The organism is Streptococcus lactarius (assembly GCF_016642265.1).
Lineage (GTDB): Bacteria > Bacillota > Bacilli > Lactobacillales > Streptococcaceae > Streptococcus > Streptococcus lactarius.
In genome coordinates, this window is sequence record NZ_MRXX01000004.1 from 59,589 (window position 1) to 80,755 (window position 21,167).

General features: G+C 41.3%; 17 protein-coding genes. 11 read left to right on the forward strand and 6 right to left on the reverse strand.

Annotated elements, in window-relative coordinates:
- The first annotated feature begins 57 nt into the window (after positions 1–57).
- The 9 genes from BTU61_RS03650 (at position 58) to BTU61_RS03690 (ending at position 9,259) form a co-directional block, all read left to right on the forward strand.
- Positions 58–1,314, forward strand: coding sequence for a S41 family peptidase (locus BTU61_RS03650; protein ID WP_200772375.1), 1,257 nt, complete (start codon positions 58–60; stop codon positions 1,312–1,314).
- Positions 1,315–1,448: 134 nt separating this feature from the next.
- Complete coding sequence (locus BTU61_RS03655) at positions 1,449–1,577, forward strand: teichoic acid D-Ala incorporation-associated protein DltX (RefSeq protein WP_003002102.1); 129 nt, start codon at positions 1,449–1,451, stop codon at positions 1,575–1,577.
- 18 nt (positions 1,578–1,595) lie between these two features.
- Positions 1,596–3,146 carry a D-alanine--poly(phosphoribitol) ligase subunit DltA gene (gene dltA / locus BTU61_RS03660; protein WP_200772376.1) on the forward strand — a complete coding sequence of 517 codons (1,551 nt, stop codon included), beginning with the start codon at positions 1,596–1,598 and terminating at the stop codon, positions 3,144–3,146.
- A complete protein-coding gene (gene dltB / locus BTU61_RS03665; protein ID WP_200772377.1) occupies positions 3,143–4,396 on the forward strand; it encodes a D-alanyl-lipoteichoic acid biosynthesis protein DltB in 1,254 nt (417 codons plus the stop codon). Before dltA ends, dltB begins: the two co-directional genes overlap by 4 nt.
- Positions 4,397–4,410: 14 nt before the next feature.
- Positions 4,411–4,650: a D-alanine--poly(phosphoribitol) ligase subunit DltC gene (gene dltC, locus BTU61_RS03670; RefSeq protein ID WP_187538465.1), complete on the forward strand. Its 240-nt coding sequence runs from the start codon at positions 4,411–4,413 to the stop codon at positions 4,648–4,650.
- A complete protein-coding gene (dltD, locus tag BTU61_RS03675) occupies positions 4,643–5,911 on the forward strand; it encodes a D-alanyl-lipoteichoic acid biosynthesis protein DltD (protein ID WP_200772378.1) in 1,269 nt (422 codons plus the stop codon). The genes dltC and dltD overlap by 8 nt, the downstream gene beginning before the upstream one ends.
- Before the next feature lie 261 nt (positions 5,912–6,172).
- On the forward strand, positions 6,173–6,397 hold the full coding sequence (locus BTU61_RS03680) for a hypothetical protein (RefSeq protein WP_244967035.1): 225 nt from the start codon (positions 6,173–6,175) through the stop codon (positions 6,395–6,397).
- A gap of 90 nt (positions 6,398–6,487) precedes the next feature.
- The gene (gene aspS / locus BTU61_RS03685) at positions 6,488–8,242 is read left to right on the forward strand and encodes an aspartate--tRNA ligase (RefSeq protein WP_200772379.1); all 1,755 of its coding nucleotides are present in this window, start codon (positions 6,488–6,490) and stop codon (positions 8,240–8,242) included.
- A 75-nt stretch (positions 8,243–8,317) separates the two neighbouring features.
- Positions 8,318–9,259: a YitT family protein gene (locus BTU61_RS03690; protein WP_187538458.1), complete on the forward strand. Its 942-nt coding sequence runs from the start codon at positions 8,318–8,320 to the stop codon at positions 9,257–9,259.
- Between the two features lie 42 nt (positions 9,260–9,301).
- Here the strand turns inward: BTU61_RS03690 and pulA are convergent, their stop codons facing one another.
- The 6 genes from pulA to BTU61_RS03720 form a co-directional block, all read right to left on the reverse strand.
- On the reverse strand, positions 9,302–11,368 hold the full coding sequence (gene pulA / locus BTU61_RS03695) for a type I pullulanase (RefSeq protein WP_200772380.1): 2,067 nt from the start codon (positions 11,366–11,368) through the stop codon (positions 9,302–9,304).
- A gap of 8 nt (positions 11,369–11,376) precedes the next feature.
- Positions 11,377–12,360, reverse strand: a complete 984-nt coding sequence (locus BTU61_RS03700; RefSeq protein ID WP_200772381.1) for a LacI family DNA-binding transcriptional regulator — start codon at positions 12,358–12,360, stop codon at positions 11,377–11,379.
- An 11-nt stretch (positions 12,361–12,371) separates the two neighbouring features.
- A complete protein-coding gene (locus tag BTU61_RS03705) occupies positions 12,372–13,184 on the reverse strand; it encodes a DUF1189 family protein (protein ID WP_200772382.1) in 813 nt (270 codons plus the stop codon).
- A gap of 143 nt (positions 13,185–13,327) precedes the next feature.
- Complete coding sequence (locus tag BTU61_RS03710; RefSeq protein ID WP_200772383.1) at positions 13,328–14,170, reverse strand: sugar ABC transporter permease; 843 nt, start codon at positions 14,168–14,170, stop codon at positions 13,328–13,330.
- A 1-nt stretch (position 14,171) separates the two neighbouring features.
- Positions 14,172–15,467 (reverse strand): sugar ABC transporter permease, encoded by a 1,296-nt coding sequence (locus BTU61_RS03715; protein WP_200772384.1) that lies wholly within the window; start codon positions 15,465–15,467, stop codon positions 14,172–14,174.
- A 130-nt stretch (positions 15,468–15,597) separates the two neighbouring features.
- Positions 15,598–16,854 carry an extracellular solute-binding protein gene (locus BTU61_RS03720; RefSeq protein ID WP_187538446.1) on the reverse strand — a complete coding sequence of 419 codons (1,257 nt, stop codon included), beginning with the start codon at positions 16,852–16,854 and terminating at the stop codon, positions 15,598–15,600.
- Positions 16,855–17,299: 445 nt separating this feature from the next.
- On the opposite strand from BTU61_RS03720, the gene malQ reads away from it, so the two are divergent.
- Both malQ and glgP read left to right on the forward strand, forming a co-directional pair.
- Positions 17,300–18,817 carry a 4-alpha-glucanotransferase gene (gene malQ / locus BTU61_RS03725; RefSeq protein ID WP_200772385.1) on the forward strand — a complete coding sequence of 506 codons (1,518 nt, stop codon included), beginning with the start codon at positions 17,300–17,302 and terminating at the stop codon, positions 18,815–18,817.
- Positions 18,818–18,842: 25 nt separating this feature from the next.
- Complete coding sequence (glgP, locus tag BTU61_RS03730; protein ID WP_200772386.1) at positions 18,843–21,101, forward strand: glycogen/starch/alpha-glucan family phosphorylase; 2,259 nt, start codon at positions 18,843–18,845, stop codon at positions 21,099–21,101.
- The last annotated feature ends 66 nt before the right edge of the window (positions 21,102–21,167 follow it).

Consider the following 21,167-nt stretch of genomic DNA (forward strand, 5'->3'; position numbering starts at 1 on the left):
TAAGAACTTTTTAAGAAAAAGTGGTATACTGTTTCTAAAAAATTGAAGGAATCCTTTATGAAAAAGACTGCTATTTTTGAAGATGTCGTCTCTATTATGACTCATGATTCATCTACCATCAGAGATCAAAAAGGATGTGATCCAGATTGTTTTCGAGAAAAAATTACAGATGATATGACGGATGATGCCTTTCTCTACCAAGTTAAGACATACCTAGCTAGTTTTGGGGTGATTGGTCATGTTTCCTTTGGAAAGAAAAAGGCCCCCAATAAAGGTTTTTTGTTGCGCTCGACAGAAGATGGTCTCTATGTAGAAGTGGCAAATGAAGATACGGGTCTTCAAGTAGGAGATCAAATCCTAGGTCTGGATGGAAGTGGCTTGAAGCAAGTAGCGTCTCTTCATAAGGACTATTTTATCAGTAAGACCCCCGAAAGACACTATAGAGAATGGGCGGATTTGGTCTCTCAGTCGACAAAGGTTACCCTGCTTCGAGAAGGGGTAGAAAAGACCATTGAAGTAGTCCCCAGCCGAGAGCCGATTCAGGATCATATATTTTGGAAACAATTGGATGAGGAGACCGTCTATCTTCGCTTGGATAATTTTATGGAAGAACAAGCGATTAGCCACTTATACCAAGAGTGTTTGCCCCTCCTTCGGGAGACGAAATATCTAGTGATAGATGTTCGGAAAAATAGCGGAGGGACCGACTCCTTGTATTTTCCACTATTGCATCTTGCTTTGTCAGAAGGTCAAGGCTATGACGCGATAGAGTGGCAAGATGAGGGTATGGAGATTCTTTACACCAATCGAAATGCAGATATACGTTTGAAGGATTTTGAGGATTTGCTGCAACAGGAATACCTTAGCCAAGAAACCAAGCAATTGATTCAAGAAATGAAAGAGGAGCTGTTAAAAAATCGTGGGAAAGGCTATCTGACCTACGGTGAAGATGATTCAGAATTTTTCCCAGATATCAAAGGAAAAGCCTATCCAGAATCAATTGTTCTCTTGTCAGATGTTTATTGTGGTTCATCCGGAGATAATTTCGTCCGCATGATGAAGAATTTTCAGAAAGTGACAGTACTGGGGCGTCCGACACTGGGAATTTTAGATTATTCAAATTGCTGTGAGGTAGATTATGGAGAATACCAGTTCTTTTTCCCAACTTCTAGGTCGTTAGCGATAGATCATGGCAAGAGTATGACGGATAAAGGGGTCCAACCGGACATTTTGGTCCCATGGTCGCCCCGCCACTTGGAGAATGATGTAGACCTAGAGTTGGCCTTGAAATGGCTTCATCAAGGAGGGATCTAGGCAACTTGCAATGAAAAAATAGCAAGCGACAAATGATAACGTTTTCCAAGACCTACTTGCTATGTTTAAAATTGCTTACTTGGTATAAAAAATGGTAAAATAGACAATAACAATCAAAATGAAGAGTGAACCTTATGAAACATAAAACACTTTATAAATTTATCGGGCAGACGGTCTTGTATTTCGCCATTTTCTTAGCCCTGCTTTATTTCTTTAGTTACCTTGGTCAAGGTCAAGGTGGCTTTATTTACAATGAATTTTAGAAAAGGAGACTCTTACCTGTGTCAAACCAACCCATTCACGATATGATCGATACGATTGAACGCTATGCTCAGTTGCAACCAGACTATCCTGTCTACAATGTCCTTGGAGAAGAGCATACTTATGGTCAGCTCAAGGCAGATTCGGATAGTTTAGCGGCCCACATTGACCAATTAGGCCTTCCTGAAAAATCTCCAGTTGTAGTATTTGGTGGACAAGAATATGAAATGTTGGCAACCTTTGTTGCCTTGACCAAATCAGGCCATGCCTACATTCCAATTGATAGTCATTCGGCCTTGGAGCGCGTGTCAGCCATTGTCGAAGTGGCAGAACCAAGTTTGATTATTGCCATTCATGAATTTCCACTAGAAAGTGGAGCCACTCCTATTTTGAGCCTGGACGAGGTTCGTGCGGCCTATGCAGCTCAGAATGCTTATGACTTGCAGCATCCAGTTAAGGGAGATGATAACTACTACATTATCTTTACCTCAGGGACAACTGGGAAACCAAAAGGGGTGCAAATTTCGCATGATAATTTGCTCAGCTTCACCAACTGGATGATTACGGACAAGGAATTTGCAACGCCAGAGCGTCCGCAAATGCTAGCACAGCCACCCTATTCTTTTGACTTGTCTGTCATGTATTGGGCACCAACCTTAGCTCTTGGAGGCACACTTTATGCTCTTCCATCAGCCATCACCCAAGACTTTAAACAACTCTTTGCGACCATTTTTTCTCTTCCAATTGCTATCTGGACTTCAACACCATCTTTTGCGGATATGGCCATGTTGTCTGAGGATTTCAATGCTGAAAAGATGCCAGCAATCACTCATTTCTATTTTGATGGGGAAGAGTTGACCGTCAAGACCGCTCAAAAATTGCGTGAACGGTTCCCACATGCGCGCATCATCAATGCCTATGGTCCAACGGAAGCGACTGTAGCTCTTTCAGCTGTAGCTGTGACCGATGAGATGTTGGCTACTTTGAAACGTCTGCCAATTGGCTATACAAAGGCAGATTCTCCAACCTTCGTGATCGATGAAGATGGAAATAAATTGCCAAACGGGGAACAGGGAGAAATCATCGTGTCTGGGCCTGCGGTTTCCAAAGGTTATATGAACAATCCTGAAAAAACGGCTGAAGCTTTCTTTGAGTTTGAAGGTCTTCCAGCCTACCACACAGGAGATGTTGGAACCATGACAGATGAAGGACTTCTTCTCTACGGTGGTCGAATGGACTTCCAAATTAAGTTTAACGGTTACCGCATCGAGCTAGAAGATGTCTCTCAAAACTTGAACAAATCCAAGTATATTGAGTCGGCTGTTGCTGTACCGCGCTACAACAAAGATCATAAAGTTCAAAACCTCTTGGCTTATGTCATCCTAAAAGATGGTGTCAAAGGGCAATTTGAACGGGAAATTGATATTACGAAAGCCATCAAGGAAGATTTGGAAGATATCATGATGTCTTATATGATGCCATCGAAATTCCTTTACCGTGATAGTTTGCCGTTAACACCAAATGGGAAAATCGACATCAAGGGGTTGATTAGCGAGGTTAACAACCGATGATCGAGTTTTTGAAACAGCTCCCTCATTTAGAACACTATGGAACGCCGGTCTACTTCGTCTACCTCATTGTAGCTTTCTTGCCAATCTTTGTTGGACTCTTTTACAAGAAGAGATTTCCAATCTATGAAGGAGTCGTCAGTTTTGCCTTTATTATTTTGATGCTGACGGGGACGGATCTCAAGCAAATTTATGCCTTACTATTTTATGTGGTATGGCAAATCTTGATTGTGTATTCCTACAAGTTTTATCGTCAGAAGGCGGATAATAAGTGGATTTTCTATCTGCATTCCTTCTTATCCGTCTTACCATTGATCTTTGTAAAGGTTGAACCTGCCATCAAGCACGGGCATCAATCTTTACTAGGATTTTTAGGGATTTCCTATTTGACTTTCCGGGCTGTCGGGATGATTATTGAAATGCGGGACGGTGTTTTGAAAGAATTCACTCTCTGGGAATTCTTGCGCTTTATGCTTTTTATGCCAACCTTTTCAAGTGGCCCGATCGACCGTTTCAAGCGTTTTGATGAGGATTACAAAAAAATCCCAGAGCGTGATGAATTGTTGGATATGTTGGAGCAAGCTGTTAAGTATATCATGTATGGCTTCCTCTATAAATTTATCCTAGCTCATATTTTTGGCCACTTATTGTTAGGTCATGTGCAGACCTATGCCTTATCTCAAGGTGGATTCTTCAACATCGGAACACTGGGAGTCATGTATGTCTACGGTTTAGATCTTTTCTTTGACTTTGCGGGATATTCGATGTTTGCCTTAGCAGCTTCTAATCTGATGGGGATTAAGAGTCCAATCAACTTTAATCGCCCCTTCATTTCTCGTGATTTGAAGGAGTTCTGGAATCGTTGGCATATTAGTCTTTCTTTTTGGTTCCGTGATTTTGTCTTTATGCGTCTCGTCATGGTCTTGATGCGTAATAAAGTCTTCAAGAGTCGGATCACGACCTCAAATGTTGCCTACATTATCAATATGTTGGTCATGGGCTTCTGGCATGGAGTGACTTGGTACTATATCGCTTATGGGCTCTTCCATGGGATTGGAATGGTTATCAATGATGCCTGGATTCGAAAGAAAAAATCTATTAATAAAGAAAGAAAAGCAAAAGGATTGGATCCGATACCGGACAATCGTTGGACCAAGGCTTTGGGGATCTTTATCACCTTTAATACAGTGATGCTGTCCTTCCTGATCTTCTCAGGATTCTTGGATCAGCAATGGTTCCCAAAAGTGAAATAAAAGGAGAATAAAAAATGGATGTAAAATCACAAGTAATTGAAATTATTGACGAATTGTTTATGGAAGATGTCTCAGACATGATGGATGAGGATCTTTTTGATGCGGGTGTCCTTGATAGCATGGGAACAGTTGAATTGATTGTTGAGTTGGAAAGTCGATTTGGAATCCGTGTTCCTGTGTCTGAATTTGGACGCGATGACTGGAACACTGCAAACAAAATCGTAGAAGGTGTGATGGAGCTTCAGAATGCTTAAGCGTTTATGGTTGATTTTAGGGCCGGTTTTCTGTGCCCTTCTTATGGTGGTGACCTTACTAGCTTTATACCCGGTCAATCATAAACACAACTATACCGAAGAAAAAAAAGCTGCCGTCAGTCTCAATGCTGAAGGATTCAAGAGTCGCTCAAAAAAACAAGAAGCCCTTTCAGATCCTCACCATCGGTTTGTCCCTTACTTCGGATCGAGCGAATGGTTGCGTTTTGACGTGGTGCATCCAGCAGTTTTGGCTGAAAAATATGATCGCAATTACAGACCCTACTTTTTAGGGGAACGTGGTGCTGCATCCTTAAACCAGTATTTTGGTATGCAACAGATCCTACCAGAACTCAAAGATAATACGGCTGTTTATGTGGTTTCTCCGCAATGGTTTACCAAAACGGGTTATGATTCGTCGGCCTTTCAACAATTCTTTAATAGCGACCAGTTGAATAGCTTCATTGCCAACCATCAAGATGGTGCTGCTTCTGAGTATGCTGCAAAACGTCTTTTACAACAGTTTCCAAACGTTGCGTTTCAAAGTGTTGTGACGAAAATTTCTCAAGGGAAGAAAATTTCAACATTTGATCGTCAGTTGAATCAGTTGGTTTCACATCTCGTTCAACGGGAGGATGCCTTGTTTAGCAATCTTGCTACCCGAACAAATGGGAATTACGATCAGAAAGTTAAAAAACGTCTACAAGACTTACCGGATGAATTTTCGTATGAAAAGTTAGAAGAAATTGCAACAGCAGAAGCAAAAGTTAAAACCAATAACAATGACCTTGGGATCAGCAATCATTTTTATAATACGCGCTTAAAAATGAAGCTGAAAAAACTGAAGGGCTTCCAAAAGAACGAATCCTATATACAATCTCCTGAGTACAATGACTTACAATTGGTCCTAGATCAGTTTGCGAAATCACACACAAATGTGATCTTTGTGATTCCTCCTGTCAATGCCAAATGGATGAAATATACAGGTCTGAGTCAAGATATGTACGATCGAGCAGTTGACAAGATTCGTTATCAACTGGAAAGTCAAGGCTTTACCAATATTGCAGACTTCTCTAAAGATGGAGATAAGTCTTACTTTATGGAAGATACGATTCACATGGGCTGGAATGGGTGGATTGCCTTTGACAAAGCGGTTAATCCATTTGTCACCAAAGCTGAAAAGGCACCGACTTACCATCTGAATGATCGTTTCTTTACAAATGATTGGTCTCAATATACAGGAGCGCCAGAAGAGTTTAAATAGTATTTGATTAAGGGGGCTAGAGGTGATTCTAGCTCCTTGATTTGTGAAAAAAGTGAAGCTGGGAATGAGACTTACAAGGAAAGTTATCCACAGGATGTGGAAAAAGATCTTGTAAAATCATGAAAACAAGTCTTGATGCGATGGATTTACTCTCGTTTTAAGAAGGATCCATCAACAGTTATCCACAGTTTTGTGGATAACAAAGAGAAAATGGTGGATAAGTTAAAAAATTGTGAGAAAACTAGAAAAAGGAGAGTCAGTGTGAAAAAAATATACAGGTATGCAGTGTTTCAAGGGGTGATCATCTTTTTTATTGTGGGGATGCTGACCTATGTGTTTAGAGGGGATTTCTTTTTTCGCTACTTATCCCCTATTTTTGGGATAGCAGCGGCGGTGCTAAGATTTGGAACAGCGAATTTAATGAAAGTATTCCTACCGACCCTTTATGATGATCCTAAAAAGGAAGAAGATGTTGACAAACCATAAGTGGGCTTGAAAAAATAGGTCTAAAGGCCATTTCTGCCGGTCTTTGTGGTAAAATAGAAGCAAGAATATTAGTTTGGAGATAATGAAGAAATGAAACGTTCAATGTATGCTGGACGTGTTCGTGAAGAACACATTGGAACTCATATCACTTTGAAAGGATGGGTTGGCCGTCGTCGTGATTTAGGGGGCTTAATCTTTATTGATTTACGTGACCGTGAAGGGGTCATGCAATTGGTCATAAATCCTGATACAGCCTCAAAAGAAGTGATGGCAACTGCAGAAAGCATCCGTAGTGAATACGTGGTTGAAGTTACAGGTCTTGTAGAAGCGCGGGAACAAGCAAACCCTAACTTACCTACAGGTGCAGTAGAACTTAAGGTAGAAGCGATTACGGTTCTCAATACTGCAAAAACAACTCCATTTGAAATTAAGGATGGCATTGAAGCCAATGACGATACTCGTCTTCGTTACCGTTATTTGGATCTACGTCGCCCTGAGATGTTGGCCAACCTCAAACTGCGTGCAAAAGTGACCCATTCGATCCGCAATTACTTGGATGAATTAGAGTTTATCGATGTCGAAACACCATTTCTTACGAAGTCAACCCCAGAAGGAGCACGGGACTACTTGGTTCCTTCTCGTGTCAACAAAGGCCACTTTTATGCGCTCCCACAAAGTCCTCAGATTACAAAACAATTGTTGATGAATGCTGGATTTGATCGCTATTATCAAATCGTGAAGTGTTTCCGTGATGAGGATTTACGAGGAGACCGTCAACCTGAGTTTACACAGGTCGATATGGAAACGTCTTTCTTAAGTGAACAAGAAATTCAGGAAATTACAGAGGGATTAATCGCACGTGTCATGAAAGAAACCAAAGGAATTGAAGTGACACTTCCATTCCCACGGATGAAGTATGATGACGCTATGAGCTTATATGGTTCAGATAAGCCAGATACACGTTTTGATATGTTGCTACAAGACTTGACAGAGCTTGTCAAGGGTGTAGACTTCAAAGTCTTCTCTGAAGCACCTGCTGTTAAGGCAATTGTTGTCAAAGGTGCAGCGGATCACTATTCTCGAAAAGACATTGATAAGTTGACAGAAGTAGCTAAGCAATACGGTGCCAAGGGTCTTGCTTGGGTCAAATATGCGGATGGTACCTTAAATGGTCCAGTTGCTAAGTTCTTGACAGATGTGACAAGTGACTTGACAACAGCTTTACACTTGGAAGACAAGGATCTGGTCCTCTTTGTAGCTGATAGTCTTGAAGTGGCAAATACAACGCTAGGTGCCTTGCGTGTTCGTTTGGCAAAAGAGCTTGACTTAGTTGACAACAATCAATACAATTTCCTTTGGGTAGTGGATTGGCCAATGTTTGAATGGTCTGAAGAAGAAGGCCGTTACATGTCTGCCCACCATCCGTTTACATTGCCACAAGAAGAAACAGAGCATGAATTGGAAGGTGATCTTTCGAAAGTTCGGGCAGTTGCCTATGATATTGTCCTCAATGGTTATGAATTGGGTGGAGGAAGCCTTCGGATTAATCATAAAGAACTACAAGAACGGATGTTTAAAGCTCTCGGATTTACAACAGAAGCTGCGAATGAGCAATTCGGTTTCTTGCTTGAAGCTATGGATTACGGTTTCCCTCCACATGGTGGTTTGGCCATTGGTTTGGACCGCTTCGTGATGCTTCTTGCGGGTGAAGACAATATCCGTGAAGTTATTGCTTTCCCTAAGAACAATAAGGCAACAGATCCAATGACACAAGCCCCATCTCTTGTTTCAGATAAACAATTGGATGAATTAAGTCTTCAAGTAGAGGGAGCAGATCAAGAATAGGACAAAATAGCGAACGGGAAGTTTAGCAATTCGTTTTGCTCAAAGTTCCCGTTTCGTTTGATCAATGGATTGAATATGAATAAAACTCATTTTAGTAAGCTCCTTCGCTACCATGTGCGAAGACTAGCTTATAATATCAAATTATTGCGCGTCATGAAGAGTATCTCCCGTGAGAAATACGATGAAAAAGTGTCGGCATCTCTGTTGTATGGATTTTTATCAGCTATTGCCGTCAACTTCTTCTTCCAACCAGGACATGTGTATTCTAGTGGTGCAACAGGGTTGGCTCAGATATTATCTGTTTTGAGCCATCGTTTTATCGGTTTTACGATTCCGGTTTCTTTGACTTTTTATGCCATTAATATTCCCTTGATGATTGTAGCTTGGTATCAAATTGGTCATAAATTTACCATTTTTACCTTTATCACAGTCTCGATGAGTTCCTTCTTTATTCAGTTTGTCCCTGTAGTTACCTTGACAAACGATCCCATTATGAATGCCCTCTTTGGAGGAGTGGTCATGGGGACAGGGATTGGTTTTGCCCTTCGGAATAACATTTCCAGTGGGGGGACGGACATTGTCAGTTTGACCATTCGAAAGCGGACTGGAAAGAATGTCGGGAGCATTTCCTTTTTGGTCAATGGGACCATCATGCTGATTGCAGGTCTGACTTTTGGTTGGAAATATGCTCTTTATTCGATGATTACCATCTTTGTGTCGAGCCGAGTAACCGATGCTGTCTTTACCAAACAAAAACGGATGCAGGCCATGATTGTAACGAGCCAGCCAGATGCTATTATTGAAAAGATCCATAAAAAATTGCATCGTGGAGCAACGATCATCCACAATGCAGAAGGGACATATAACCATCAGGCCAAAGCAGTTTTATTGACGGTTATTACCCGTGCAGAGTTTAATGAATTCAAATACATTATGAGAAAGGCTGATCCACAGGCTTTTATTACGATTTCAGACAACGTTCATATCATTGGACGTTTTGTGGAAACAGAAGATTAAAAACAAGGCCCCACATTTCCTGTGGTGGCCTTGTTTTTGTACTTAATAAGTTTCGTGGAGAAGAAGCCAACTATGGGCAGAAAGGGTGAGCTCCTGACCTTTTGCAATCGGCAATTGGAGGTTGGCCTGCGGGTAGGCAAACAGCAATTGACTATCTCTTGGATGTTGGTAGTTCATTTCGTGATTCCCTATATTCACGATAATCGTTATTTTCTCACGATTCTTTTCAATAGTGTAAGCAAAATGATGGTCTGACAACCAGTTGACATCACAATAGTCCCGGATCTCTTGTCCTCTCTTCAAATGGAGGAGAGGTTGTGATTTACGGTAGGCCATCAACTCTTTCACGAAAGAAATTTCTTCCTGACAATTTGCCAGAGAAGTCCAATCTAGTTGGTTCAGGCTATCCGGGAGGTTGTAAGTATTCTCTTCCAGATCTTTTGAACGGTAAAATTCTTGGCCGGCATGGATAAAGGGAACACCTTGAGCTAGTAATACCAAGTGAAGAGCGAGGCGGGATAAAGCTTTTCTTTCTTCTAGAGAGACTTGTCCCTTCTCAATTTGGAAATAGTCAAATACAGTCGCATTGTCATGACATTCTACATACTGGATAGCTTGTTGGGGTTGCATGAAATGAGCTGGGGCAATTTTTCCGACATTTGCTGTCAGGATATTGGCAAAGTCGTTTTCAAGGTACCGGCTGTCGCGACGGTGGCCAGCTAAGAGTGTTCGCTTAATCGTATCACGGAAATTGTCACTGAAAAAGCCATAGGCTGGTAATTCGCTAGCTTTGTATTGATGGGCTAGCCGTTCTTCTGAGAGACCTGTATCCATCTTCCACCCTTCCCCATAGAGGTAGATGTTTGGATAGATAGTACGGAGCTCTTCTGCGATCTCTGTCATGGTTTGGATATCCAGGATTCCCATCAGGTCAAATCGAAAACCATCAAAGCCGTATAGCTCAACCCATTGCTTGAGAGACTGTTTGATGTAACGACGAACCATGGCGCGTTCACTTGCTACATCATTCCCACAAAAAGTCCCGTTGGTTCGTTCGCCATTTGTATCGTAGCGATAGAAATAACCTGGAACAATTTGTTCAAAAGCATATTCATCTGCCTTGTAGACATGATTGTAGACCACATCCATAATGACACTGAGGTTGGCCTTGTGATAAGTCGCAATAGTCTCTTGAAGTTCTAGGATTCGCGCATAAGGATCGTTTGGGTCGCTGGTATAGCTTCCCTCAGGGACATTGTATTGAACAGGGTCATAGCCCCAGTTGTAGGCCTTGAATTGATCCTCTTCGTCGACACTGCCAAAATCATAGACGGGTAGTAGCTGAACATGAGTGATGCCAAGATGGCGAATGTAGTCAAATCCAAGCTTCTCCCCATTCAGTTGAGGAGATTCTGTCAGAGCCGTAAACTTCCCAGGGTGTTTAAATCCAGCCTCTTTTTGGACGGAGAAATCACGGACGCTCATCTCATAGAGGATCGCATCTGTCGGGTCTAGTTGATTCGTAGCACGTGTGATGGGATGCGTTATTTTTTTGCGGTCAATGACCAAGCTATCGCCAGAGTTAGCTAATGAAGATAAGGCATAAGGATCATGGATCCGACGTTCGATACCGTTGACACGGAATTCATAGTGGTAGCTAGCCCCTTCCCAGTCTCCCTTGAGCAAGAGTTCCCAGACCCCGTTCTCAGTTCGAGTCATGGAATGTACCTGCCCCTGAATATGGAGGGTCACGTCTTGCGAAATCGGAGCCCAGAATTTAAACTGAGTCTGGCTGGGTGTGTAGAAACTTCCAAGATCATCACCATCATAGGTGAAGGTTTGATCAAAGATCGGTTTACGAACGATTTCTCCGTAGTAAAGAAGAGAAGAAGATCCAGTTTCATCACAAATACGATATTCTTTTCCAAGTTCTAGTGGAATAGGACTTAGGAAATAATCTTCTTTTTCGTGGGCTGCACTGGAAAGTTTTACAGGCAGTATAGCAAGGGGACCTTGATTTGTTTCCAAATAAAAAGGAAGGATGCTCTCCTCTCCTTTTTGGATACGAATCAAGTCTTGATCATCTAAATAAGCAGTAAATGTAGACATAAAGACTCCTATAGTTTCGTAATCGAGTGGTCAATTAATTGACGGTAGCAAACAGTTTTTCCTTCTTTGTGGTCCTTGATGATCTGAAGAATTGTTCGGACAGATTCACGCCCTAATTCGACAGCATTGATATCGATATAGGCTTCAATATCCAGCCGCGGTTTGATGGAATCAAAAGAAACAATTGGAATGGTTAACTGTTGTTCAGAAAGGTATTTGCGAACCCCTTCAGCTACCAGAATATCTGTTGTCAAAATTGCATCCAGATCGGTCAAAGGGAGAGTTTCCATAATTTGATAGGAATTGTCTTCCAGCATAAAACCAAATGAAAACTTCACTAATTTTTCATCTAGAGGGATGCCAGCCTGTTGAAGGGCTTCTTTGTATCCTTCGTAGCGGTCTTGAGAAACGAATAGCTCCTTGTTTCCTCCGATAAAAGCAATTTTTCGATAGTTTTGCTGAATCAAATAATCCGTCGCATCAAACGCAGCCTTGATGTTGTCGTTATCCACCAGCGATACAAAAGGTGAAGCGGCCTTTCCAAGGATGAGGAACGGGAATTTGTCATTGATTGCAAATTCGACAAGTGGATCATTTGGGTTTGAATAAAGGAAAATCAAACCATCTACACGATTACCGTAGATCAGTTGTTTGAGATTCTCGAGACGTTTTTCTTCGTTTTGCCCAGTACAAATTTGGATGGCATAGTCATTGTCTGAAGCGATCTGGGTAATTCCTCTTAAAACTGTTGGGAAGAACGGGTTTTGGTAGAAAACATCACTATCGATTGGAAGGACCAAAGCAATGACTTGACTCGATTGGCTGACAAGGCTACGAGCATTGAGGTTGGGATGGTAGTCCAGCTCGACCATAGCCGCTCGGACCCGTTTTTTTGTTTGGTCACTAATCGTGGATTTATTTTGAATGACGCGCGTGACAGTAGAAGGCGCGACGCCAGCGAGTTTTGCAACATCTTTGATGGTAACACGCATAAGAAAACCTCCTAACGGCGATAGTCTGGATCACGGAAGTGGGTCTTATAAAATACCATGGCAAGATAGAGTACAAATAAGACGTTCTGGATCATAATCGTTGTGGTAAATACTTGGTGGAAGAGCAAACTGACGAGGACACTTAGTAAAATAGGGAGTCCCAAGCAATTCAGAATACAGTTGAAACATTCCTTGAAGGTTTGGAGTGAAAAGAGTCGAGATTTTCGAGTCAGGTAGAGGAAGAAAGAGGCTCCAAATACTAAAATTGCAAAATTCACAGCAGATAAGAAACCTGAGAAGAGGACGAGGAAGAGGCTAACGGCCAATCGATTGGCTTGGAACCAATCTTTGGAAATGGCTTGGCTTAAAGCATCTTTATTTTCAAGACTCTTTTGATTGATTGCCTGATAAGGAATGCTTGCAAGTTCTTTATTTTCTCTGCTAATTACTAGTTGAGTCTTATCGAAATAGAGGGTTAATTTTTCACCTAATGAAGTTCCTTCGTGATGACCGATGATAACATGGCCAGCTTTGTTCTTATGAACTCCAAAATGACTGTTATAGACTAGTTCATGCTGGTCAATACGGACACTTTCTTTCAAGTCTTTCATAACATCCTCCGTTAAAGGATCAAACACATCGCTAACAAAGGTTGTCAATGGATAGGTATTACGTTGGGCGTTTTGCAGAGCCACAGGGACTAGCGTAATAGAAATCAAAAAGAAAGAAGTAAAGATCATTTGAAACCAGCTGAGTTTTTTGCGGTTGGCAAATGAAGAGCGGAAACCAAAGATACTAGCAAAATAATTAAAAGGATAGGGCATAACAAAACCTTTCTAAGCATGAAGAACGAGGGCAATAAAAGGGGCCTCTTATTTGGATTTTATCCTTAACGAAAGGTAGTAAGGACCAAAAGCCATACTACCCTTAACTTAAAAATAAAATATGTATGTACCAAAATACTATTTTATCCTTTGTCCCCACCAGCTGTCAAGCCTGAAACAAAGTTCTTTTGTAGGAAGAAGAATAGAATACAGATTGGAACTGCGATCAAAATAGCACCGGCTGCAAAGAAGGCGATTTTTTGATTTTTTTGGTCACTGATAAAGGTTTGAAGACCAACGGCTACCGTATAGTTCACTTCGTCACGAAGCAAGAATTTAGACAAGATATAGTCTCCGAAAGGTCCCATGAAAGCCCAAAGTGCTTGAACGGCAATCATTGGACGAACGAGAGGAAGGACGATTTGCCAGAAGCGACGGAAGTGTCCAGCTCCATCCAATTTCGCAGATTCATCGAGGGAAATTGGAACAGTATCGAAGTATCCCTTCATCAACCAGGCATTCATTGGAATCCCACCACCAACATAAAGGAAGATCAAGAACCAAGGTTGGTTCAAGGCATTCAGCATCAAAGCCATAACGAAGAAGGCTGTGAGGGCTGCCATGGTTGGGACCATTTGAATAATCAAGAAGAAGACCAAACTTTGTTTACGAGCCAAGAAATTGTAACGGCTGTATGCGTAACCTGCGAAGGTAACGATACTTGTTTGTACAATCATGGTGATAATGGCGATCACCAAGGTGTTCATATACCAAGTGCCATAATGAGTTTCAGAGAAAAGTTTTGAGAAGTTATCTAGACTAAGCTTGCCACTAAAATCAAGTGTAAAGGCACTGACATTCCCCGATTTGAAGGCTGATAGAACCGTAATCAACAATGGATAAATGATAACGATTGAAAGAACCACCATGTACAGGTAAGTCAAGAAATGATTGAGGCGGCGTTTAAATTGAACTGAATTTTTCATTTTATACATCCTCCATATCAAATGCATGTAGTTTCTTGAATGCGATCATAGAGATAGAGATCACGATCACAGAAATAATCAAGGTAACCGCTGCGGCCATTGAATATTGAGGAGAGGTATTGGTTGTCAACTTATAAATCCAAGAGATCAAGATATCTGTAGATCCAGCATTTCCTCCGACAGAACCAGGTCCCCCATCGTTAAACAAGTAAATGATGGAGAAGTTGTTAAAGTTGAAGGTGTATTGACTAATCAAGGTTGGTGCTGCAACCGCAAGGATCATTGGGAAAGTGATGTTGCGGAATTTTTGCCAACCGTTGGCGCCGTCAATATAAGCAGCTTCGTAAAGATCGTTTGGAATTGATTGAAGGATCCCCAAAGTCAAGACATAGATGTAAGGGAAACCAAGCCAACCTTGCATCATAATCAAAGCGATTTTAGTCCAAGTAGGATCAGTCTTCCAAGGAATCAAGACCCCATCTAAGAATGGGAAGATTTTCGCAAATAAAGGAAGAACTTGCGCATTGATGGCCCCAACACTATCATTAAACATATTTGAGAAGGTTAGGATAGTGATAAAGGCTGGCACCGCCCATGGAAGCAAGAAGATAACTCCAAAGATTCGTTTTCCTTTTACGAATGGTTGGTTGGCGATAATAGCTGTCAAGATTCCAAGTACGATTTGAAGAGTAGATGCTGCAAGAGCCCAAATCAAGGTCCAACCAAGAACAGAGGTGAAAGCTGAACGGAAGGTGCTCAAGGTCCACATGTTTGTGAAGTTTTGGAAGCCAATCCAGTCCAGTAAGGTAGTTGGCGCCGTGTGCTTGAAGTCGTAGTTGGTAAAGGCGATCATCAAGGTTACCAAAACTGGGAAGATAATCGCAAAGGTCATAGCAATATAAGAAGGGATAATCAATAAATAAGGGAATCCATTCTCATAGATCGCATGAACCATCTCCTTCAACGTTTTTGGAACGGCAATACCATTGTTGATCCGTTTCGCAACGGTTCCTGCATCTCTGATGTTTAAAGCATAAAAGAGGAAGTAGACAACGGTGATGATCAAGTGAAAAGCGCCACGAATCAAGATAAAGAGGGAATTATCTTGTCCACGAACGGTTCCAAGTGTGACCAACTTAGCCAGTTCCCCAGCCCCACTTCCAAGGAAGTAAACGAGAAAGAGAGCGGTAACGGCAAGGAAGATAGCCCCTTTAGCTTTCTGTTTGTTATAAATTTGCCCAAGACCTGGGATCAAAGATAGCCCCATCGCCTTTTTAGGGTTTTGTTCTGTAGTCATTCAGATCTCCTTATAAATATCCTTGCTAGCAAGCAAGAAGACGAGTTCGACAGTTGAGGATTGGCCTGATAATTCAAGATAAGAGGTTGGGACCTAGTCTCCAACCTCTTACTCAAACCTAAAAACTGTCTTATTTGCTACCGAATTTTTGTTCAATAGTTTCTTTAATCAATTTAACAGCATCGTCAGCAGCGTCTTTAGCAGATTTCTTACCGCTTACAGCATCGAAGAGCATGGTAGCAGCTGGATCCCAAACAGTACTCATTTCTGAGATGTTAGGCATTGGTTGAGCGTTCTTGAATTGTTCAACAACGGCAGTTGTCAATTCATCATTTTTACCAACTGCATATTTACGAGCTTCTGTGTTAGCAGGAACTTCGTTTGTCTTGTCAAACAAAGCTTTTTGTTGGTCAGTGTTTGTCAAGTAGTCGATGAATTTTTGAGCGCCATCAAGGTTTTTCGCACCTGCAGGGATAACCCAAGCTTTACCACCACCAAAGGCAGAATATTGTTTTCCGTTTGGAAGGGTTGGAATCGTTGCAACACCATAGTTGACTTTAGCTTCTTTCAATGAAGCGGCTTTCCAAGGACCATCAATGATGGCAGCAGTTTTACCTTCTTGGAATTGAGTTTGGATGAAGTTAGCAGCACCTTTGGTATCTTGCAATCCTTTTGGCCATTTTGCATACCAAGTTTTCGCATATTCGATACCATCGATAGCACCTTTATTGTTCAAACCAATATCTTTTGGATCTGTACCATTTTTACCAAAGACATATCCACCGTTACCAGAAAGAAGTCCGTAAGCGTAGTAGAAGTTTGTCCAGTCAGCTAAGAAAGCAGTGTTTTTACCAGGTTCGCTAGCAAAATCATACTTGCTGTCTTTTGAAAGGTTTTCAAGATCAGAGAAAGTTTTTGGAGCTTCGCTCAAGAGATCTTTGTTATAGTAGAGAACCAATGTTTCGATAACAGCAGGTGCACCGTATACTTTACCACCGTTTGTTACAAGAGCTTCTGTAGTTTTGTCTGTGTGGCTGTCTTTGCTCAATTTCACTTCAGCCAATTGGCCATCGTTACCAAGACCACCTACACGGTCGTATGGTGCCATCATTACGTCTGGAGCTTTTTTAGATTGGTTATCAAGAGAAAGGTTATCCAATCCACCAAGAGCATCACCAGTCTTCACTTTTACTTTGATACCATTTTCTTTTTCGAAAGCTTTTGCAGCTTCTTCAATATAAGATTTGTAGCCTTTATCTACATAAACGTTGATTTCTTTACTTGAATCTGAAGAGCTTGATGAGCTATTGCTACAAGCAGCAAGTAAGAATCCGGCAAAACCAACTGTACCAAGTACAGCAGCACTACGTAAAATTGTACGTTTCATGATTTATTCCTCCTAAAGAATAAAAAAAGATAATAATTAGAAAGCGTTTTAGACAAACGTTTTCCTAAAACGACTTAAGTATATCACAAGAAGAAAACGTTTGCAAGTAGATTTTAAAAATTTTTTAAAAAATATTTTAATTCCGAACTTTCTTCTATAAAAACCGCTAATTCATTGACATTGCTAATAATAAATACTAAACTAGTGGTACGGGGCTTTTTAAAAAAGATAAAAAGTTTTTTAAGAAACCCCTTGCAGAAAATATGGAAAAAGTTTATAATGGCATGGTACGCAAACGTTTTCGCAAAAAATGCGTAAACTGAGTTGCGCCTGTTCGATTTTAACAAAGAGTAGAGCCGCTTGAGAGCTGGATACGACTCTGCAACGATACCCATACCGTGCACCGAATCGCAGGCTTCAAAGAAATAAAAAGAGGTGGTAACCTATGAAAAAACGTCAAAGTGGTGTTTTGATGCACATTTCTTCCCTTCCTGGACAATACGGAATCGGATCATTCGGACAATCAGCTTATGATTTTGTTGATTTTCTCGTTCGGACCAAGCAGCGTTACTGGCAAATCTTGCCGCTTGGTACAACTAGTTATGGAGATTCTCCATATCAGTCTTTCTCAGCTTTTGCTGGGAACACTCATTTTATTGATTTCGATCTTTTGATCGAGCAAGGTTTGTTGACAGAAGCAGACCTTAAAGGAGTGGACTTTGGTCAAGATCCTACTCAAGTGGATTATGCAAAGGTTTTCGAACAACGTCGTCCGCTACTTGAAAAAGCTGTTGCGAACTTCTTGAAATCAGGAGATCAAAAAGGATTCCAAGCCTTTTGCGAAGCCAATACTTCTTGGTTGGAGCTATTTGCAGAATACATGGCTATCAAAGAACACTTTGATTTGAAAGCATGGACAGAATGGCCAGATGCAGCTATTCGTGCACGTGAACCAAAAGCTTTGGCTCAATACCGTGAAGAATTGGTGGATCAATTGACTTACCACCGTGTGACTCAATTCTTCTTCTTCCAACAATGGTTGACATTGAAAGCTTATGCCAACGACCACCACATTGAAATTGTGGGAGATATGCCAATCTATGTAGCAGAAGATTCAAGCGACATGTGGGCTAATCCTCATCTCTTCAAAACAGATGAAAACGGGAAAGCAACTTGTATTGCAGGATGCCCGCCAGATGAGTTCTCAGCAACTGGTCAACTTTGGGGTAACCCAATCTATGACTGGGAAGCAATGGACAAAGATGGCTACCAATGGTGGATTGAACGCTTGCGTGAAAGTTTCAAGATCTACGACATCGTTCGGATCGACCACTTCCGTGGTTTCGAATCATACTGGGAAATCCCAGCTGGTTCTGAAACTGCAGCACCTGGTAAATGGGTCAAAGGTCCTGGCTACAAACTCTTTGCAGCCGTGAAGGAAGAACTCGGTGATTTGAACATCATCGCTGAGGACCTTGGCTTTATGACGGATGAAGTCATTGAGCTTCGCGAACGTACTGGTTTCCCAGGAATGAAGATTCTTCAATTTGCCTTCAATCCTGACGATGAAAGTATCGATAGCCCTCACTTGGCACCAAACAACTCTGTGATGTACACTGGAACACATGATAACAACACAGTTCTTGGATGGTACCGCAATGAAATCGACGATCCAACTCGTGAGTACCTTGCTCGTTATACCAACCGGAAAGAGTACGAATCTGTACCACATGCTATGCTTCGCACCGTCTTTGCTTCCGTCAGCTTCATGGCGATTGCTACTATGCAAGACTTGCTTGAGTTAGATGGCTCTGCTCGGATGAACTTCCCATCAACTCTTGGTGGTAACTGGTCATGGCGGATGACAGCGGATCAATTGACTCCAGCTGTCGAAGAAACTTTGCTTGATTTGACAACGATTTATCGCAGAATTAATGAAAATTTGGTAGAATTAAAGAAATAAAGAGAATATCAGGAGATACTTAATCATGTTACCATTACCAAAATTTATACAAAAACAATACAATAAATCTATTTCCGAATGTAGTAACGAAGAACTCTACATTGCCCTATTGAACTATAGTAAAATGGTTAGTAGCCTAAAACCAGTCAATACAAGCAAGAAAAAAGTTTACTACATCTCTGCTGAGTTCTTGATTGGGAAACTTTTGTCAAATAACTTGATCAACCTCGGTCTTTATGACGAAGTGAAAAAAGAATTATCAGATGCTGGTAAAGATTTGATTGAAATTGAAGAAGTGGAATTGGAACCATCTCTAGGGAATGGTGGATTGGGTCGTTTGGCTGCCTGCTTTATCGACTCTATCGCTACTCTTGGTTTAAACGGAGATGGGGTTGGATTGAACTATCACTTTGGTTTGTTCCAACAAGTTCTTAAAAACAACCAACAAGAAACCATTCCAAATGCGTGGTTGACTGATCAAAACTGGTTGGTTCGCTCAAGCCGTAGTTATCAAGTACCATTTGCACACTTTACATTAACATCAACTCTTTATGATATCGATGTGCCAGGTTATAAAATAGCAACGAAGAACCGCTTGCGTTTATTTGACTTGGATTCAGTTGATTCATCAATCATCCATGATGGAATCCAATTTGATAAGACAGATATCGCTCGTAACTTGACACTTTTCCTTTATCCAGATGATAGCGACCGTCAAGGCGAATTGCTTCGTATCTTCCAACAATACTTCATGGTTTCAAACGGTGCACAATTGATCATCGATGAAGCAATCGAAAAAGGAAGCAACTTGCACGATCTTGCGGACTACGCAGTTGTACAAATCAACGATACTCACCCATCAATGGTGATTCCTGAATTGATCCGTCTGTTGACTGAACGTGGTATCGAGCTTGATGAAGCAATCTCAATCGTTCGTAGCATGATTGCTTACACAAACCACACAATTCTTGCTGAAGCCCTTGAAAAATGGCCTCTTGAATTCTTGGAAGAAGTAGTTCCTCACTTGGTACCAATCATCAAAGAACTGGACCGTCGCGTGAAAGCAGAATACACTGATCCAGCAGTTCAAATCATCGATGAAAATGGTCGTGTCCACATGGCTCACATGGATATCCACTATGGATTCAGTGTAAATGGGGTTGCCGCTCTTCACACTGAGATCTTGAAGAATTCTGAGTTGAAAGCCTTCTACGACATTTACCCTGAAAAATTCAACAACAAAACAAACGGTATCACCTTCCGTCGTTGGCTCATGCACGCAAACCCAAGCTTGTCTCATTATCTAGACTATATTCTTGGACATGGTTGGCATCATCAAGCAGAAGAGCTACAAAATCTTATGTTTTATGAAGATAAAGCTGCTGTCAAAGAAAAATTGGAAGATATTAAAGCCCACAATAAACGTAAATTGGCTCACCACTTGAAAGAACATCAAGGTGTTGAAATCAATCCAAACTCTATCTTTGATACTCAAATCAAACGTCTTCATGAATACAAACGTCAACAAATGAACGCTTTGTATGTGATTCATAAGTATCTTGATATCAAAGCAGGAAACATTCCAGCTCGTCCTATCACAGTATTCTTCGGTGGGAAAGCAGCTCCTGCCTACACGATCGCTCAAGACATCATCCACTTGATTCTTTGCTTGTCAGAAGTGATTGCAAACGATCCAGAAGTGTCACCATACTTGCAAGTAGTCATGGTTGAAAACTACAATGTTACTGCAGCAAGCTTCCTTATTCCTGCAAGTGATATCTCAGAACAAATCTCTCTTGCTTCTAAAGAAGCTTCAGGTACTGGTAACATGAAATTTATGTTGAATGGTGCCTTGACACTCGGTACTATGGACGGTGCAAATGTGGAAATCGCTGAGTTGGTTGGCAATGAAAACATCTATATCTTTGGTAAAGATTCAGAAACAGTTATTGACCTTTATGCGAAATCTGCTTACCACTCAACCGAATTCTACAATCGTGAAGCCATCAAACCATTAGTAGACTTTATCGTCAGCGATGCTGTTCTTGCAGTTGGTAATGAAGAGCGTTTGAATCGTCTTCACAATGAATTGATTAACAAAGACTGGTTCATGACTCTCCTTGACTTGGAAGACTACATCAAAGTGAAAGAAAAAATGTTGGCAGACTACGAAGATCGTGATGCATGGTTGGACAAAGTCATTGTGAACATTGCCAAAGCAGGATTCTTCTCATCTGACCGTACCATCGCTCAGTACAACGAAGATATCTGGCACTTGAACTAGGCTTTTTACCTGTACCAAGGGGCAGTTTCTCATTAGCCTCGTGGGAGTGGGAGCTAACAAATGTCG

Coding starts and splice junctions, on each gene's coding strand:
- BTU61_RS03650 (WP_200772375.1), top strand. CDS start 58: ATGAAAAAGACTGCTATTTTTGAAGATGTCGTCTCTATTATGACTCAT.
- BTU61_RS03655 (WP_003002102.1), top strand. CDS start 1,449: ATGAAACATAAAACACTTTATAAATTTATCGGGCAGACGGTCTTGTAT.
- dltB (WP_200772377.1), top strand. CDS start 3,143: ATGATCGAGTTTTTGAAACAGCTCCCTCATTTAGAACACTATGGAACG.
- dltC (WP_187538465.1), top strand. CDS start 4,411: ATGGATGTAAAATCACAAGTAATTGAAATTATTGACGAATTGTTTATG.
- dltD (WP_200772378.1), top strand. CDS start 4,643: ATGCTTAAGCGTTTATGGTTGATTTTAGGGCCGGTTTTCTGTGCCCTT.
- aspS (WP_200772379.1), top strand. CDS start 6,488: ATGAAACGTTCAATGTATGCTGGACGTGTTCGTGAAGAACACATTGGA.
- BTU61_RS03690 (WP_187538458.1), top strand. CDS start 8,318: ATGAATAAAACTCATTTTAGTAAGCTCCTTCGCTACCATGTGCGAAGA.
- pulA (WP_200772380.1), bottom strand. CDS start 11,368: ATGTCTACATTTACTGCTTATTTAGATGATCAAGACTTGATTCGTATC.
- BTU61_RS03700 (WP_200772381.1), bottom strand. CDS start 12,360: ATGCGTGTTACCATCAAAGATGTTGCAAAACTCGCTGGCGTCGCGCCT.
- BTU61_RS03705 (WP_200772382.1), bottom strand. CDS start 13,184: ATGCCCTATCCTTTTAATTATTTTGCTAGTATCTTTGGTTTCCGCTCT.
- BTU61_RS03710 (WP_200772383.1), bottom strand. CDS start 14,170: ATGAAAAATTCAGTTCAATTTAAACGCCGCCTCAATCATTTCTTGACT.
- BTU61_RS03715 (WP_200772384.1), bottom strand. CDS start 15,467: ATGACTACAGAACAAAACCCTAAAAAGGCGATGGGGCTATCTTTGATC.
- BTU61_RS03720 (WP_187538446.1), bottom strand. CDS start 16,854: ATGAAACGTACAATTTTACGTAGTGCTGCTGTACTTGGTACAGTTGGT.
- malQ (WP_200772385.1), top strand. CDS start 17,300: ATGAAAAAACGTCAAAGTGGTGTTTTGATGCACATTTCTTCCCTTCCT.
- glgP (WP_200772386.1), top strand. CDS start 18,843: ATGTTACCATTACCAAAATTTATACAAAAACAATACAATAAATCTATT.